Origin of the sequence: Vibrio sp. T3Y01 (assembly GCF_013114525.1) — a bacterium.
Taxonomy (GTDB): Bacteria; Pseudomonadota; Gammaproteobacteria; order Enterobacterales; family Vibrionaceae; genus Vibrio; species Vibrio chagasii_B.
Genome location: NZ_VTXJ01000032.1, coordinates 31,105 through 47,161, shown reverse-complemented (window position 1 = coordinate 47,161; position 16,057 = coordinate 31,105). Strand labels below are relative to the sequence as shown.

The 16,057-nt window shown below is 40.3% G+C and carries 24 protein-coding genes and 1 pseudogene; all 25 read left to right on the top strand.

The window, feature by feature from the left end:
• Positions 1–250: 250 nt before the first annotated feature.
• A complete protein-coding gene (locus tag F0232_RS23585; RefSeq protein ID WP_105057082.1) occupies positions 251–1,165 on the top strand; it encodes an alpha/beta hydrolase in 915 nt (304 codons plus the stop codon).
• A gap of 142 nt (positions 1,166–1,307) precedes the next feature.
• Positions 1,308–1,739 carry a hypothetical protein gene (locus F0232_RS23575; protein WP_105057083.1) on the top strand — a complete coding sequence of 144 codons (432 nt, stop codon included), beginning with the start codon at positions 1,308–1,310 and terminating at the stop codon, positions 1,737–1,739.
• Between the two features lie 174 nt (positions 1,740–1,913).
• A complete protein-coding gene (locus F0232_RS23565; protein WP_253821984.1) occupies positions 1,914–2,444 on the top strand; it encodes a hypothetical protein in 531 nt (176 codons plus the stop codon).
• Positions 2,445–2,637: 193 nt separating this feature from the next.
• Positions 2,638–3,042 (top strand): DUF1801 domain-containing protein, encoded by a 405-nt coding sequence (locus F0232_RS23560; RefSeq protein ID WP_105057086.1) that lies wholly within the window; start codon positions 2,638–2,640, stop codon positions 3,040–3,042.
• A 148-nt stretch (positions 3,043–3,190) separates the two neighbouring features.
• Complete coding sequence (locus tag F0232_RS23555) at positions 3,191–3,637, top strand: DUF4262 domain-containing protein (RefSeq protein WP_105057087.1); 447 nt, start codon at positions 3,191–3,193, stop codon at positions 3,635–3,637.
• A gap of 145 nt (positions 3,638–3,782) precedes the next feature.
• On the top strand, positions 3,783–4,394 hold the full coding sequence (locus tag F0232_RS23550) for a cytochrome c oxidase assembly factor Coa1 family protein (protein ID WP_105057088.1): 612 nt from the start codon (positions 3,783–3,785) through the stop codon (positions 4,392–4,394).
• Between the two features lie 132 nt (positions 4,395–4,526).
• The gene (locus F0232_RS23545) at positions 4,527–5,141 is read left to right on the top strand and encodes a hypothetical protein (RefSeq protein WP_105057089.1); all 615 of its coding nucleotides are present in this window, start codon (positions 4,527–4,529) and stop codon (positions 5,139–5,141) included.
• A 161-nt stretch (positions 5,142–5,302) separates the two neighbouring features.
• Entirely contained in the window at positions 5,303–5,722 is a 420-nt protein-coding gene (locus tag F0232_RS23540) for a hypothetical protein (RefSeq protein ID WP_171751037.1), read from the top strand.
• Positions 5,723–6,428: 706 nt separating this feature from the next.
• Complete coding sequence (locus F0232_RS23535) at positions 6,429–6,983, top strand: hypothetical protein (RefSeq protein ID WP_171751038.1); 555 nt, start codon at positions 6,429–6,431, stop codon at positions 6,981–6,983.
• 180 nt (positions 6,984–7,163) lie between these two features.
• Complete coding sequence (locus tag F0232_RS23530) at positions 7,164–7,595, top strand: hypothetical protein (protein WP_061031396.1); 432 nt, start codon at positions 7,164–7,166, stop codon at positions 7,593–7,595.
• A 64-nt stretch (positions 7,596–7,659) separates the two neighbouring features.
• On the top strand, positions 7,660–7,995 hold the full coding sequence (locus F0232_RS23525) for an energy transducer TonB (protein ID WP_061031395.1): 336 nt from the start codon (positions 7,660–7,662) through the stop codon (positions 7,993–7,995).
• Between the two features lie 154 nt (positions 7,996–8,149).
• On the top strand, positions 8,150–8,491 hold the full coding sequence (locus tag F0232_RS23520) for a hypothetical protein (protein ID WP_061031394.1): 342 nt from the start codon (positions 8,150–8,152) through the stop codon (positions 8,489–8,491).
• 181 nt (positions 8,492–8,672) lie between these two features.
• The gene (locus F0232_RS23515; RefSeq protein WP_061031889.1) at positions 8,673–9,098 is read left to right on the top strand and encodes a hypothetical protein; all 426 of its coding nucleotides are present in this window, start codon (positions 8,673–8,675) and stop codon (positions 9,096–9,098) included.
• 137 nt (positions 9,099–9,235) lie between these two features.
• Positions 9,236–9,562, top strand: a complete 327-nt coding sequence (locus F0232_RS23510; protein WP_061031393.1) for a hypothetical protein — start codon at positions 9,236–9,238, stop codon at positions 9,560–9,562.
• 194 nt (positions 9,563–9,756) lie between these two features.
• Positions 9,757–10,111 (top strand): annotated as a pseudogene (locus tag F0232_RS23505) (tRNA-binding protein).
• Between the two features lie 94 nt (positions 10,112–10,205).
• Entirely contained in the window at positions 10,206–10,544 is a 339-nt protein-coding gene (locus tag F0232_RS23500) for a GFA family protein (RefSeq protein ID WP_105057091.1), read from the top strand.
• Positions 10,545–10,574: 30 nt separating this feature from the next.
• The gene (locus F0232_RS23495; protein ID WP_061031391.1) at positions 10,575–11,054 is read left to right on the top strand and encodes an ATP-binding protein; all 480 of its coding nucleotides are present in this window, start codon (positions 10,575–10,577) and stop codon (positions 11,052–11,054) included.
• 53 nt (positions 11,055–11,107) lie between these two features.
• Entirely contained in the window at positions 11,108–11,557 is a 450-nt protein-coding gene (locus F0232_RS23490; protein WP_105057092.1) for a DUF3291 domain-containing protein, read from the top strand.
• Between the two features lie 348 nt (positions 11,558–11,905).
• Positions 11,906–12,391, top strand: coding sequence for a GNAT family N-acetyltransferase (locus F0232_RS23485; protein WP_105057093.1), 486 nt, complete (start codon positions 11,906–11,908; stop codon positions 12,389–12,391).
• A gap of 70 nt (positions 12,392–12,461) precedes the next feature.
• The gene (locus F0232_RS23480) at positions 12,462–12,851 is read left to right on the top strand and encodes an HIT family protein (RefSeq protein WP_105057094.1); all 390 of its coding nucleotides are present in this window, start codon (positions 12,462–12,464) and stop codon (positions 12,849–12,851) included.
• A 47-nt stretch (positions 12,852–12,898) separates the two neighbouring features.
• Positions 12,899–13,507, top strand: a complete 609-nt coding sequence (locus tag F0232_RS23475) for a pyridoxamine 5'-phosphate oxidase family protein (protein ID WP_105057843.1) — start codon at positions 12,899–12,901, stop codon at positions 13,505–13,507.
• 5 nt (positions 13,508–13,512) lie between these two features.
• The gene (locus tag F0232_RS23470; RefSeq protein ID WP_105057095.1) at positions 13,513–13,944 is read left to right on the top strand and encodes an NUDIX domain-containing protein; all 432 of its coding nucleotides are present in this window, start codon (positions 13,513–13,515) and stop codon (positions 13,942–13,944) included.
• A 102-nt stretch (positions 13,945–14,046) separates the two neighbouring features.
• On the top strand, positions 14,047–14,769 hold the full coding sequence (locus F0232_RS23465) for a riboflavin synthase subunit alpha (RefSeq protein WP_105057096.1): 723 nt from the start codon (positions 14,047–14,049) through the stop codon (positions 14,767–14,769).
• 36 nt (positions 14,770–14,805) lie between these two features.
• The gene (locus F0232_RS23460) at positions 14,806–15,342 is read left to right on the top strand and encodes a GNAT family N-acetyltransferase (protein WP_105057097.1); all 537 of its coding nucleotides are present in this window, start codon (positions 14,806–14,808) and stop codon (positions 15,340–15,342) included.
• A 44-nt stretch (positions 15,343–15,386) separates the two neighbouring features.
• On the top strand, positions 15,387–16,016 hold the full coding sequence (locus F0232_RS23455) for an HAD family phosphatase (RefSeq protein ID WP_105057098.1): 630 nt from the start codon (positions 15,387–15,389) through the stop codon (positions 16,014–16,016).
• Positions 16,017–16,057 lie beyond the last annotated feature (41 nt).

Below are 16,057 nucleotides of genomic sequence, written 5' to 3'. Positions count from 1 at the left end.
AAAAAGAAAGAAGATATTTTTTGCTAAATCGATGCCGATGATTTTATGCTGAGTCATGGTCTTCTCCTTTTACTTCGGACCTGAACACTCCAAGCATGGCTTACCGTCATGTGAAGTGGTAGGGGGAGACCATCTCATCACCTTAACAGGGCGTTATATCTAATTTACATCACACATTTATAACTGTATGGATGTACATGCCTTTGTGTTGTTATATTGTTCACCGGTTTTTTAGTTATAGAGTTATAAAATGACCAAGTACCTAGAAGCTGGCATCAGAGAGCTAGTCGAAGAATTTCAATCTAATGGTAAACCTTGCCCTTCAGCACAAACAATCGCTGATCGCCGAGCTGGCTATATTGGTAGCACTGTACTAGCTGGTGAAAGTCCTAAAATTGAAAGCGAATACTTAGATGTAATTAATAGTATTCCGGTTAAGATTTACAAGCCTACAGATGAAGTGAACTTACCTATAATGGTCTATTTTCATGGAGGCTGTTTCATCAGTGGTGGCTTTGGTACACATGATGCTCAGCTAAGACAAATTGCTCTTCTATCCAACTCGATAGTTATTTGCATTCAATACAGGCTTGCACCTGAACATGCTTATCCAGCAGCACACGATGATGTATACCAAGCTGTACTCGGTATTAAGGAGCAAGCGCACAAGTATGGTGGTGATTCAGAGCAATTAGTATTTGTTGGCGATAGCGCCGGGGGGCAATTAGCTTTGGCTACGACGCTTAGATTGAAAAAGCTAGAGCAGTGGTTGCCTCGTCAGCAAATTCTTATTTACCCAATGCTGGATCCAACAGGCAATTCGAAAAGCTACAGAGAAAATGGTTCAGATTATATTATAACGGCAAATATGCTTCTTTCTGGTTTCGAGTTATACGCGAATTGTAGCTCTAAAGAAATTGTTGAACCAGAGCTTAACCTTTTAAACAGTGACTTCAGCGGTCTGCCCATCACTACTATTATTACCGCGGAGTTTGACCCGCTACGTGATGAGGGTGAGCACTTATACAAGTTGATGCTTTCACAAGGCGTTGAGGCTTACTGCGAACGTTATTTGGGTGTGATTCATGGTTTCTTTCAGTTGTCTGGCGTTTGTAATTCGGCAAAACGCTGTATCACAGCAATTTCAAACCAAATAAAAAATTAGATATAACAAACTGCTCAAGAGGGATTCGCAACGCGTGGCATTTTTACCATGCCTTGATTTTAGTGATTAAGGTGGTTTACGGCGGCTTTTGTATTGCGTTGCTCACCCCTTAGCAGGGCGTTAAATTGATATTGGAATGAACATGAATTGGCGATTTATTCGTATAGCTATTATTTTTGGCGTTGGCCTACTTTCGGCTACAAACTATACCCCAGAGGCTACGAGTCTTACACAAAGTGAGCTAGTCAAATCTTTATTTTTTGCTGTTCCAGCTGCTTTGGTAGGGTTCTTATTAGTAATTGGTTTTCAAACTGTTAATCCTTTCTCTGATAAAGTATGGATTGAACCTTCTTGGGACATTAATCCTTTTACCTTAAGTCAACCCTTAGTTTTTTGTCATTTTTTAGTTTGGTTCGTCATAGTACAGGTACTGGTACATTTAATCTTAAGCATTATTCAAGGGGATTTATACGGGCTGTCTGCAGTTGGTATGGCCGTTGGGTTGTCTGGATTGTTAGCGGTTAGGCTGGCTAGAATTTTATTCCGTCATAAATTTCGTGATAAATCAATTTAATAAACTGTTCAAGAGGGATTCGCAACGCGTGGCAACTTCACTATGCGTTGGTCTTAGTGGTTAAGGTGGTATGCAGCAACTTAGGTATTGCGTTGCTCAGCACTCAACGCGGCGTCATGTATTTTAAACAGTAGGTTAGTGATAACTGACTAATTAATGTTGGAGCTAATATCAATGCTACTAGATACGAGTAAAAGCATGATTCGAACGATTAAGAGAATATGCGGGTCATATTATACTCCTGGAGTTCTCATAGCCATTTTTATTATGTCGATAAGTGTTGTAGAAAATAGAGTTATTGAGGGTCCATACACTGATAACGATGTGTTACACCATAAAGCTGAAGTAACAGGTAAACATGGTGCAGCTGGTCGTGGATTAACTTATCAAATTATTTTCGATAAAGAATACAAGTACGATATTAAAGTTCAAGGGTATGACTTTAACTCGATAAATCATGACTATTCCCTAGGCTATGGTTCACGTAAAGATACAAAAAATCTGAGTGTCGGGCTGGTTAAAACGCATGTAGATAATATTTATTATCCTGTTTATGTTAAGGCTGGGGATGAAGTTCTTCTTTCGAGTTCTGATGGCCTTCATAGGATAAATAAATTTAATGTCGAACAAGTTAAATGGCACTTTTACTCAAGTCTTTTGGCATTTGCTTTTCTTTCTCTATTCTTTAGGTTTCTTAGGAAGTAGTGTCCGAAATTCTCTATATAAAGTTTGCTATTAAATTTGTGGAACCAAAATACATAACAAACTGTATAAAATTGATTCGCAATGCGTGGTACTTTTACTATACGTTGGTTTAAGTGTTTAGGCGGGTATGCGGTAGTTTTTGTTTTGCGTTGATCACCCCTTAACAAGGCCGTTATGTGAATAGGAGATTTCAATGAACAAGGTAGTCAAAGAACGCTTCGATGAATACCCTGAGAATGCTCGTGTTAGGTTAGCGGAGCTACGAAATCTAGTCTTTCAAATAGCATCGGAGTTGGAACTTGGTGAAGTCGAAGAAACTTTAAAATGGGGTGAACCAAGCTACAGTGTAAAAACAGGTAGTCCGCTAAGAATGGACTGGAAACTCAAGTCTCCAGACAACTATTACCTTTTCTTTAATTGCCAAACCAAGCTCGTCGATACATTCCGGGAGTTGTATGGTGAAGAACTGGTGTTTCAGGGAAATAGAGCAATAGTTCTGTCGTTATCGAAACCGATGTCAGAAAGAGTGATTAGGTCTTGTTTAGAGTTGGCTTTAACCTATCAGCAACGTAAACATTTGCCTCTTTTAGGCTCGTAATAGAACTCACATAACAATAAATTAAGAGTGATTCACAACTCTTGGCACTTTCACTTCAAGCCAGTTTAGTGTTTATGGCATAATGGCTTAGCTGAGGTGTTTGCGTTGTTCACAACTTAATTTGGCGTTAGTTTTGCAAAGGTAGATTATGGCCCAATACGAAGAAAAAGCGCTTAAAGATATAGAGCAGTGCGGATGTCATATTCTCCATATCATGGAAGAGGATGAGTACCCAGGATTCTCTTATTCAATAGGTATAGAGAAAACAAGTAGTCAACCAGAGATAATAATGACTGGTTTAAATCAAGAAGCAGCACATTGGATTGCAAACGAATACAACAATAGAGCTAAAGCTGGTGAGATATTTAAACCAGATGAATACTATTCAGGCTTCCTTGAAGGGTTTGATATAACTTTCAAAGAAGTAAGTCCAGAATACTACGCTGAGTACTTTGGTTGGGCTAGCTGGCTTTACAAGGGCAATGATTTCAAAGTCCTTCAGTTCATCTATCCGGATACTTCTGGTGTTTGGCCTTGGGATTCTGAAGCATCAGCAGATTTTAAATGGTTTTTGCCTAAGTTATATGCAAACTAATAAGGCGTTTAAGGCAGATTCCCAACGCTTGCCGCTGTTGCTTCTACTTCAAATTTAGTGTTTATGGCACAATGTTTTAGGTTGGGTGGTAGTGTTGTTCCCTCTTAACAGGGCGTTATGTACCCGAATAGAATTAGTGGAATATATGGAAAATAGTAAAGAAATCCCTGAACAGATTAAAGGTTGGAATTGGGGGGCATTTGCGTTCAATTGGATATGGGGTATTCGCTTTCGTACCTATCGCGCTTTGTTAGTTTTGGTACCGTTCGTCAACATTGTGATGCCATTTATTCTTGGCTTCAAAGGCAATGAGTGGGCTTGGAAGCATAACCAGTGGAGTAGTGTTGAAGAGTTTAAAAATTCTCAAAGAAAGTGGTCTGTTGCAGCTGCGATAATGTTGACTTGTGGTGTTCTCTTTGCGGTCATCTTAACTATCAGCATGAATAGCTCATTTGAAGAGTCTGGTTCAACTAAGTTAGCACTTCGTACTCTAGAGGGTTCGGATAAGTTTCTCGCAAATATTGGTACGCCTTACGACATTGATTTAATCCAAGGAATTATTCGAGGGTATGAAGTTTCCGGCTCTGCGGATATGCAGTACGAGATTGAAGGCCCACAAGGTGAAGGCCTATTCGAATTCAAAGCTGAATTGACTGAAAGTACTTGGCAGTTAACTTGTTTGGAAATTAAATATTTACCTAGCCAAGAACTCGAAATTCTATCGCCGTGTCAAAAAGGCATATTACAAGCAATTTAAGAGGGATTCACAACGCTTGGCGCCTTCACTTCAAGTCAGTTTAACGTTTATGGCACAATGATTTAAGTTTGGGGCTGGCGTTGTTCAAATCTTAATTCGGCGTTAACTGCATAATGACAACAGAGTATATAAATGGAAATTAACTATACAAATTACAATGCAAAGTCGCTGATTGAAGCATTAGGCAACATAGATGCTGAAGCCTATCCAGAAAACTACAAAAACCTAACTAAAGAAATTGCTGTTAGAGAACACGAAATACAAGCCTATTATGCACAACAGGCGAGTGCCAAAAAATTACGATGGAGTCGTCTGCTTTCGCTCATTAGTGTTAATCAACTACTGGTTGGATTGATTGCCTTAATCATGCTTGTTCTTTCGAACGCTGGAGTTACGGTACTTGAAATAGTCGCATTGTGTTTTGTCATTCTAATCAACGTGTTATCAGGTGTAGTGTTATATAAACGCTTGTCGCGTTATTACTTGCTTCCTTATTTGAATATTGGGCTCCAAGTTATCGCGTTTGGGGTTGGTGGTGTCTATTTCAACTACTATGGTGTTGGAGGCATTTTCTTAACCTTAGATTGGATGAGCGATACCTATAACTGGTTATCAGTGTCTTTTAATCTTGGTGGTTCACTTTTGCAGTACTCAAGCCAGTATAGTTTAGGGTTCATTCAAATCGACTTACTCGCATTACTCTACATTTGGGTAATCCGAAAATCATTGTCACAGGCTAGCAGCTAACAAACTGCTTAAGACGGGCTACCAACGCTCGGCAGATTTACCTCAAAGTTTACTCTGTGATTACGGTGGCTTGTTTACGTTTTGTGGCATGTTGTGAGCCACTTAGCAGAGCGTTAGGTGCATTTGAGTATAAATGAGCAAAAATATTGGGAATATACGAAGTGTGCAAAAAAGTTTATCTGGCGATTATCCATGTATTAGCTGTTATCGGTGTTTCAACTGTTTATCTGTCGGTGTCCGCTAGCCTAGGAATCGACGAGCAACGCACTGTTGTTGAGCGTCCAGACGGGTGCTTAACTGCGGAAAGCGATCAAGTATTTAGCCCAGAGGGAAATCGAGCAATCCATGCACAGTTTTCGCAGTGTTCAGGCCGTGACAATATAATGCAAGTGTGGCTTCAACCTGATGTAACTGTGACTAGGTATCAACTTATCTACGAGTCAGTATATAACTCTGATGAAGTCATTGATATCTCATGGCGTAATGCCGGTGATATTGTCATTGGAATTCCAAGTACCGTATACCCTTCGTCCGTCGTATCAAACCAAAGTGGTGTAGAAATATACGTAGAGAACAAATAACGTTGGTAAAACTGCAACTAACAAAGCGTTAAAAGAGATTCCTAAAGCTTTGCGCTTTGTATTCAAAGTCGGGTTTAGTGCCTACGGTGTAAAGGTTTAGGTTTGGTGGTAGCGTTGCTCACAACTTAACGCGACGTTAAACGTGATTTGTACATATCACAATCAATAAAGGAGATTGATTTGATCGAACAGATATTGTTTCAAACATTACTTACTCTAGTAGTGTTCTTTTACCCTGTGTTCCTAATTTTTAAGCGAGCGGGGCTTAACACTAATTTAAGCTTCACCATATTCATCCCATTTATTGGTTACCTCGTTTGCCCATTAGTTTTAGTTTTTTCGAAGTGGAATACGTCTAAAATTGTGGAGGATAATTGATTATGGCAGGCATTAGTGTTTGGCAGTTACTAATACTATCCATAATAGTATTGCTCCCATATTTATTATTTGGACCGATTCTTAAGAAAGCAGGATTTTCAAAGTGGTGGTCACTTATAATGCTTATCCCTGTTATCAATGTTGTAGCAGTATGGATATTTGCTTTCGCTAAATGGCCTATCGAAAGATATAACCTTTAACAAGGTGTTCAAGTGTGATCATTAACGCATGGCACTTTTTCTTCCCGAATTGTAGTGCCATTAGCGGTGTGGCGCCTTAACTTAGCGTTAGGTTTTAAGGAGTTATTATCAACAGATTACTAGTATTGATGGGAGTATTTGCTGCATTTATAGCGCATGGTAATCCCGCAACTTCAGAATATTGCTCAAAGGCATTTATCCAATCAAATAGATTGGAATCAGGTCAAATGGTGAGAGTTCAGCAAGGAGAACTAAGGGTCAATGTTTACAGACGAAGTGAGGTGGAAATCGTTAAGGCTAAAAAACATAGCGGTAGTATTTTTGATGAACGATATCCTTCTTGGTGGCCTAGTGACAAATATCCTCTCAAGTACGTTTCTGAAGCAGAACGTTCAGTTGTTCCTGAGTATTTTGTTTTTTGGGACCGTAGTCCTATCAATGGAGCGATCGTAACTCTGATTAGTCCAGAATGGTTCGATGAATCAGAAGACCTAAGTTACCTTGGCGATGGATGGCAGCCTGGTTTTATCGACTACGATAATCAAGTTTACTATGACACAACAGGTAGGCCTGTTAAATGGGGACCAAAGTCAAAAGCTTTGGAGTTATCAAAACTACCACTGCTTATTCCAAACCATGAATATGATGAAAAGACAGGAAACATCAGATTGCTTTGCCGATAAACCTGATAAGGCGCTTAAATCAGATTCGCAATGCGCAGCATTTTGACTGTGCGTTGGTTCAAGTGATTAAGGTGATATCGTTAGCTCGGGGATTGCGTCGATCACCCCTTAACAGGGAGTTATTTGCTTATGAGAAGAATACTAACCTCAATAACAGGTGTCTTAATTACAGGAACATGTATGGCCGAAGGCATTTTTATACATTCACACAGTGCTGTTTCTAATCGGTTCGCGATACTAGACGAAACTGACAAAGTAGCGTTTCTCTACCTCACAAAGCCAGGAGAGCAGTCACCGTCAAACGATGCGATCGCATATATGCGCGTAAAACCACCGGTTAACTTTGACTGGAAAGCCGCTGCTTCTGAGGGTGAACCACCATTATTGCCTGCAAAGTTTGCCTCTGAAAAAGCAGTAATAACAGGTACCAGTGAAGCGGATTTTTCCTTTAAATGGTCATGTGATGGCAATTCAGTGGCTTTGAATTATAAAAATGAGCCAATTGCTTTCGTTGTAGGTAGTGAACCTACCGGATTTTCTAAGGCGGTATCGGTTGATAATGCTTTAACAAATCCTTGGGTTCAGGTGTTGTATACAAAGTACTTTGAGTAACACGTACCTAACAAGGTATCAAGGGTGACGCGTTACACCCAGCGTTTCGTGTTGGAGAGAGATTATGAGATTTTTGAAACTACTTGTCTTGATTTTAGTAGCAGGCTGTTCAAGTTCTGTAGAAAACAGTCTCTCATCTGAATATTTAGATCTAGAACCAACAAAGTTTGTACTTCCGAGGTATCCCAAAGTTGCATTGGAAAGCAACCTATCAGGGTATGTGGTCATGACGTTTAATATCAACAAGCAAGGGGATGTGACTAATATTGTTGTAGTTGAGTCCAATCCAAAAGGGATCTTTGACAAGGCAGCCGTACAAGCGTTGTCAAAATGGAAATATGAACCACACAAAGATGTTGAACTTATTGCGCAAATACAAAAATTAGTGTTTAAAATCTGACACATAACAAGCTGTTGAAGATTGATTCGCAATGCGTGGCATTCTCTATGCGTTGGTTTTAGTGTTTAAGGTGGTATGTTTAGGTTTTGGGGGAAGCGTTGTTCACCCCTTAATTGGGCGTTATGTGCCAGTTCGGGCAATGGAGAAATAATCTATGGAAAAGTGGTTGATAGAGGTGAATGAAGCGTTGGATGAAGCACTGCATGCTATTTCTTCTGGCGAAATTCCGAAGGAAAATATGTATCAACTAGCATCAATTTTTTACTCTAAACGAAATCATATGAACAATGATGCGTTGTTTGAAATGATGAACAACGAAATTGATGAACAAGTTAAAACAGATTGGTCATTCGATTCTAACTCGAAAAAACAGTACAAGTTTCATTTTGTATCGTCTTATCTGCTTTGTTTTGTAGTCGCAGGTAAAATTGATGAGTTCTTCTACGATCAAATCATGGAATATGTGAATGAAAACTTGGAGTTATTTGAAGACTAGTTCATCGTAAATCAGGCACATAACAAAGTGTTTGAGACAGATTCTCAACGCTCGGTATTCTCGGATTGCTTTGAATTTAGTATTTACAGCACAATAGGTTAGGTTAGGTTAGGTTAGTGGTAGCATTGCTCACTACTTAATGCAGCGTTATGCGTTACTCCAACTTGAGAAGGTAGTACAAGTGGAAAGTAGAGTTATTAAATCAGTTCGGTATCTTGCTTTGGGTATTCTTATCTATCCATTTCTTTACATGATACTGAATTTTGTTATTCCGATTCTAATGGCGACTTTGGGTGAAGGTCGTAGTTCGTTGATTGACATTCTTGAGTATTTTACCTGGTTTATAATGCCCTTTTTTTCGGTGTTCTATCTGTTAGCTTTCCATCATTTTTCTCCAATTTTAGGTAAATGGCATCAACGGGTTGGGTATATCTTGGTTCTAATCGCGGTGTTAACCGAAATAGCAATGCCTTGGATGGATTCAGGTCTGGTGTTTAAGACCGCATCTTTTCTATGTCAGCTTTTCGAGATAGGTATTTTGGTCAGTTGTATGTTCGTTTTAAGCCGTAAGTTAGGTTTAGATTTGGAGTTTGGAAGAAACGCATAACAAGGCGTTTAAGACATATTCCCAACGCGTGTTGTTTTGCATTCTAAGTTGGGTTAGATGTTTACGATATAAAGGTTTAGTTTAGGTGGTAGGCGTTGCTCACTACTTAACGCGGCGTTATGTGTAAGGGAGAAAATATGAATCAGGAAGAAATGCTCGCTAAGCTATTTGTACTTGCACTGTTAGCCAGTATATTTTTCTCATTCTTTTTTCTTTTCACTAAAAAAAGTAGTAGCAAAAATTATCTGTGGAAGTCACTTAATGTTGTAAGTGCATTTCTAATGTTTGCTTTCGTCTATGTGTCTGGTGGGTATTTAGTGGTTTGGTTGCCGCTTATAGTGCTAGTAACTATTTACAATAGTCGCTCTTTGAGATTTTGTCCTTCGTGTGGAAAAACCAACATCAGGAAAAGTGGCTATTTACCCGTTAAAAAGTGCCAAAGTTGCGGTGATCGCTTTGACTAAATTACACATAACAAACGACTATGGCTTCAATAGTTAATTTTGGTTCTATTCTTATCCCACATTGCACCGTCCCTTAGCATTTTTCGTCTTGTCTCCGGGTTAGCGTTAATGGCACAGTGCTTTATGTTAGACCGTAGTACTATTCATTACTTGATGTAGCTTTATACGTTCCGAATATATTTGAGGACAGATGCATGAAACACGCTCCAATTAAAGACGAAATCACATTTGATGACTTTGCAAAAGTCGATATTCGTGTGGGTTTGATCATTGAGGTTGCCGACGTTGCTAAATCCGATAAGCTGATGAAGTTAAATAGTCGACTTTGGTGATCATCAACGTTCGATTTTAGCCGGTATAAAGCAAGAACGTGAAAACCCGAAGGAAATAGAAGGTAAGCAAGCGTTGTTCGTTGTTAACCTGCCTGAACGTAAGATGGCTGGTGAAGTGTCTCAAGGTATGTTGTTTGATATCGGCTATGAAGACAAATTACAGCCATGTTTAGCTTGCCCAGAGAATGAAATGCCGAACGGTGCCAGAGCAGGGTAAACTTCACAGCAAGGTGTTGTGAACGGATGAGGATCGATTCGTTCTATCATTTCTAATCCTCTATTAGATTTAAGTCAGAACAAGGAAGCATTGAATGGAATTAAAGTGCCACTGCGAGAATGTTAGCTTGGTATTGAGCTCACTTCCTGAGGAGGTTGGTGAGTGCAACTGTTCGATTTGTCGTCGTTATGCCGCAGCTTGGGCATACTTTTCTCCAAACCAAGTTCAAGTCGATACGAAGGAAGATACGGACTTTTATTGTTGGGGTGACAAAGAAGTTAAATTCCATCGTTGTAATAATTGCGGCTGTTTAACGCATTACGTGACAACGCAGCAATGTTCCGAAGATATCTTGGCTGTAAACATGAGAATGGCCGATATTGAAATGCTTTCGAGTATTCCTGTACGTAAGATTAATGGTGCTTCCTACTAATCATCCAACAACACAAGCTGACGAGGAATTATGGCTAAAATCTATTTCGTATGTGGCTTTATTGGTTCAGGGAAAACAACCTATTCCAAGCAGCTTGCGGACAAACATAGCGCTTTTCGTTTCTCGATTGATGAGTGGATGATCCCTCTATATGGCGAGCACATGGAACGTGACGTTTTCGATAAACGGCTCGCTACGCTGCAAGACTTGTTTAAAGAATCTGCGCTTCAGCTGTTTTCTCTCGATGTCCCTGTTATTTTCGATTTTGGTTTTTGGAATAAAGCAGATCGCGATGCTTTTATAACATGGGCATCGACTGCTGGTGTTGAAAGTGAAGTTCATTATCTCGATGTATCGTTTGACACATGTAAGCAGAGGGCATTGAAGCGCAACGCAGATCTGAACGGAAAGTCGTATGAAATGACGCCTGATATGCTAGCGTTGTTCTGGTCTTGGTTTGAAATACCAACCTCAAATGAAAATGTGGTCTGGGTTCAGCAGACAACCTAGGCATTAATAAAAGGCTTAACGGTTCCATCATAATCATTCAAGGAAGAAGCATTGTGAAACTCGCTCAATTAAATATAGCACTCGCGAAATACCCTTTAGACGCACCAGAGATTAAAGACTTCGTCGATAATTTGGAATTAGTAAATGGCATTGCCGAAAGTAGTGAAGGGTTTGTGTGGCGCCTTAAAGATGAATCTGGCGATGCAACCAACATAAAAGCGTTTGATGACCCGAATATGATCGTCAATATGTCTGTCTGGGAATCGGTCGACGCGTTAAAGAACTTCATGTTTCGTACTCACCACCGCGACTTTATGCGAAGAAAGGGCGAATGGTTTCATCGCTTAGCGGAAGACACGTATGTGCTTTGGTGGGTTAAGGATGATCACATCCCAACTCTTAATGAAGCGATTGAACGTTTGGAGCACCTTAGAGAAGCGGGAGACTCTCCTTACGCATTTACCTTCAAAACAAACTTCACTGAGGAAGAGGCTCCAAGATAGTCTGCTGTCGGAGCTTGTTAGTTTTCGGCTTACCTGAAAACAGGGTTATAAAACATTTTATCTATAGTAGGTCTTTGTTAATAATGTGTATCACTACGCACTTTCGCATCTATCCGGACTGGAGGCATATTTGCTATGGTAGTCAGTACGTTAAGGAAATGTATTAGCCAGTTAGCGAAGGTTTATAACTTCTTTTAACCACTCAGTTTGACCTTTTGCTGCTGTGGTCTCCTTTCGTAGCATACTAATTATTAACAGGGCGCCTCCGACAAATAAGTACCACATCAATGTGTCAACTTGGCGGTAGTAGAATCCGTTTTGCCATAAATTTGGTTCAGGAGGAAATTCATGATTAGGGAAATGTCTAAATCTGACTTTGAGTCATTTTGGCCTACTTTCTTGGCTGTGATTCAAGCACAAGAAACCTACGCATTTGATCCGGAAATGACGATGGAACAAGCCTTTTCGGTTTGGTGTGAACAGCCATCAAAAACTTATGTCTATACCGAGAATGACGTTGTTTTAGGCTCGTACTACATAAAGCCTAATGCAATGGGTCCAAGCGGTCATATTTGCAACTGTGGTTACATGGTTTCCGAAGAGGCCAGGGGGCAGGGAATCGCGCGGTCTTTGTGCGAACACTCTCAACAAGTTGCGATTGAATTAGGCTTTGAGGCGATGCAATTCAACAGCGTCGTGTCGACGAACAAAACGGCAATCAAGCTTTGGGAAAGGCTTGGCTTTAGTATTATCGGATCGATTCCTAAGGCCTATAAGCATCCGCAATTAGGGGCCGTGAGCAGCTATATCATGTACAAATCACTTAAAAAGTAATAGAGCTCGCTCTATGGTCTATAGCCCTTTAAGAAGGTTAATGCTCAACACTGAAACCTAGAGGTTTGAAATGACAATAGTTGAAAAAATTGTTAGCCGTGAAATAGAAGCCGTCATCGTTTATGAATCCGATGACGTGATTGCTTTTGCTGACCACAATCCTATCAACTTTGGGCATGTTTTGATTTGTCCGACACATCCGTACACCAACTATATCGATCTACCAGAAGGTGTTCTTACTGAAATTCATTTTGTCGCTAGGCAGGTATATAGACGTATTGAAGAGGCGTTTAAACCTGATGGTATTTCATTCTTGCAAAATAACGGTGAGTTTAATGAGTTGTCTCATTACCACCTGCATATCTTTCCAAGATTTGAGGGCGATCAGTTCGGTTGGCAGAGTAGTGAACTCGGTATCCAAAGTATGGAGAAACTGCGCGAGTCATTAAAACACTTGTAATTTATAGTAAAAACTAGATGCACAAAAGTGCACGAAAAGGCTTAACAATGAGTGAAATAAAAACATTAGAACAATTAAATGAGCTTTATGCCGAGCCGAGTAAAAGGGCTAAAAATAAAGTACTTCCAGCACTGGATGCCCATGCGATTACTTTGATCAATCATTGCCATTTCGCGGTGTTGGGGACGACAGACTCGCACGGATTTGGCGATTTGTCTCCAAAAGGCGGCGAGCCCGGTTTTATTAAGGTTGTCGATGAGTCTACGGTCCTAATACCTGATAGTTCGGGAAACAATCGAATTGATGGTTTAAAAAACATCATCAACAACCCTGAAGTTGGATTACTGCTGATGGTTAATGGGATTGATGAAGTGGTACGTCTTAAAGGTAAAGCGAGCATCCATACCGATCCAAATTTGCTTGCCGCTTGTCCTGACGGGAAGAAAGCCCCAAAAGTCGTGATTAAAATCGCTGTAGAGTCTATGTACTTTCATTGTGCCAAGGCGGTAATGAGAGGCAAGCTTTGGTCTGATACGTTTAAAGTTGAGCGTTCTATTCTGCCTTCACTGGCACAGATCATGAAAGATCAACAGAGTTTAGAAGGCCCTGCGATCAATCAAGACGATATGGTCAAATATTACCAATCGACACTGTGATACTCATGAAGAATGTAGTTCAAATTATCTTTGTGTCGGGCTCTAAGTTTCTGCTCGGCTTTCGTCAAAACACAGATGCGTTCGACCAATACTGGGGATTTCCTTCCGGAAGAATAGAGCAAGGGGAGTTGCCTAGAACCGCAGCAGAGCGAGAAGCGCGAGAAGAGGTTGCGGTTGACGTTGGGAACTTAACATTGTTCGCGATTGTCTCTGACCCGGAGCTACCCATTTGTCACTATTTCTACCTATGCCATGAATGGGCTGGCGACATACAGAATGCTGAGCCCCATTTATGCCAAGAGTTACGCTGGTTTGACCGTGATGAGCTACCCGAAAATTGCACACCAATAACTTACTTAATCAATCAGCAATTGAATGACACCGCGCTTACAAAAAACATAAAGTCTGAGATTAACCAACCCAAGCTTTGTGCGTAAGCCGTTCTGTGTTGAGTAACAGACTTTCCATTTAGGCTAGTGGCGTTGGGTATTACTCAAACGTCACTTTGTGCCAAAACTAAACACAATAACAGGGAAGATATGTTTACCGGTATTGTACAAACCGTTGCTAACATTGCTGAAGTCAGCGATAACAACGGAATAAGAACGTTTGTCATAGAGTTTCCAACTGGCTTTTGTGACGACTTGGAAATTGGTGCCAGTATCGCAATTGATGGCGTGTGTTTAACCGTTACTGAGTTGCTGTCAGATGTTCGAGTAAAGTTTGACGTCATGCTGCAAAGCTTATTAATTACTACGCTAAGCAACTATGACATTGGACAATCAGTGAACGCTGAGAGGGCGGCAAGAGACGGTGCTGAAATTGGCGGTCACCCACTTTCTGGTCACGTTGATTTTAATGTTGCGATTATCCAAATATCCGAAATTGAAGATAACTACTGCGTGCGCTTAGCTCTTCCTGATGAGTGGAAAAGATATGTATTCCCAAAAGGTTATATTGCAATCAATGGGGCAAGCTTAACCGTTTCTGACGTTAATAAAGTCGAAGGGTGGTTTGAGGTTTGGTTGATCCCAGAAACCCGTCGAATGACCGTCTTTTCATCGAAATCAGTAGGTAATTTCGTCAATATCGAAATCGAGCGTGGTACTCAAGTTGTTGTCGACACGGTGCGTGATACTTTAAATGAAAATCTAGGTCCATTATTACCTTTATTTGAGAAGTTACTGTCAGAGCAAGGTATCGATTTAGATGCATTGGGTTATAAGCCTAATACATTGGATTGCTTAAACGGACAAAAGTAATGCGGATTGGTACGCCAAAAAAGATGAGCACTTGAAATGTTAGAAACGACACGAACTCAGATTGTAGCAATGGGTAAGCAACACGCGGCATCGCTTTTACAATATCATCTAGAAAATCGCTGCCATTTAGCTCCTTGGTCTCCCATGCGCGACGAGCAATTCTATACCTTGGAGTATTGGGAAGACTTTTGTCATGCCAGTGAAGCGTTATTCGAGAGCGGGAAAGAAATTAAATTTGTCGCAATCGACAAAGAAACGAGAGAAGTTGTCGGTGTTTGCAGTTACACCGCCATTGCTCTAGGGGTTTTTCAAGCATGCTTTTTGGGCTATCACATGGCACAAAAATATGAAGGTAAGGGTTTTATGACTGAGATTCTTGAGGTCACACTTCAATACATGTTTGACGTTGTTGGTCTCAATAGAGTTATGGCGACCTATATGCCACGTAATAAAGCGAGTGAAAAAGTGTTGTTTAAGCTTGGTTTTGAAAAAGAAGGCTACGCCAGGAAATACCTGAAAATCGCAGGGAAATGGGAAGATCATATTCTTACCTCGAGGATTAGCGACAACTAGAAAGTACAATGATGAGCAAATTACACAAGGAGAGTAAATTGAAAATGTATGAAGTGTACCTATTTGATATGGACGGTACATTGGTTAATTCAGAACCTCTAAAAGGCAAGGCTCTAGCATTAGCATGTCTAGATTATGGTGCAACGGTAGACCACAATATTTACAAAGAGGTGATGGGAGAAAGTTGGCAGGTGGTGACAAACCACTTTTTCAAGCATGCTGATATCGCTCCAAGTTTGGCAGAGTTTAATCTAGCTTTTCGTTCACACTATGAGCAAATGCTAAGTGAGCAACTTGAATTGAATGATGGTGCTAAGGCTTATCTCAACAGCTTGAAACTTGCTGGCAAAAAATGCGGTGTGGTGAGCTCTGCGGCAACTTGGATGGTTGAAAATATCTTAACCTCGTTAAAGCTTGAAGATACCTTTGACCTAGTTATCACACAGGAACATGTGACTAAGCATAAGCCAGATCCCGAAGCATACAATCTTGCTTTGTCTGGGCTTAATGTTTCACCAGAACAGACTATTGTGTTTGAAGATTCAGCTGCAGGTATCCAAGCAGGTAAAGCAAGTGGTTGTGATGTTGTTGCAATCCAGCATGAGTTCAATGGAAAGAATGACCTAAGTGACACCATTAAAATTATCAACACATATGAAGAAATGTCTCTTTGAGCATCTATCAACCATATGGACTGTAACCCTAATCTGTTCCA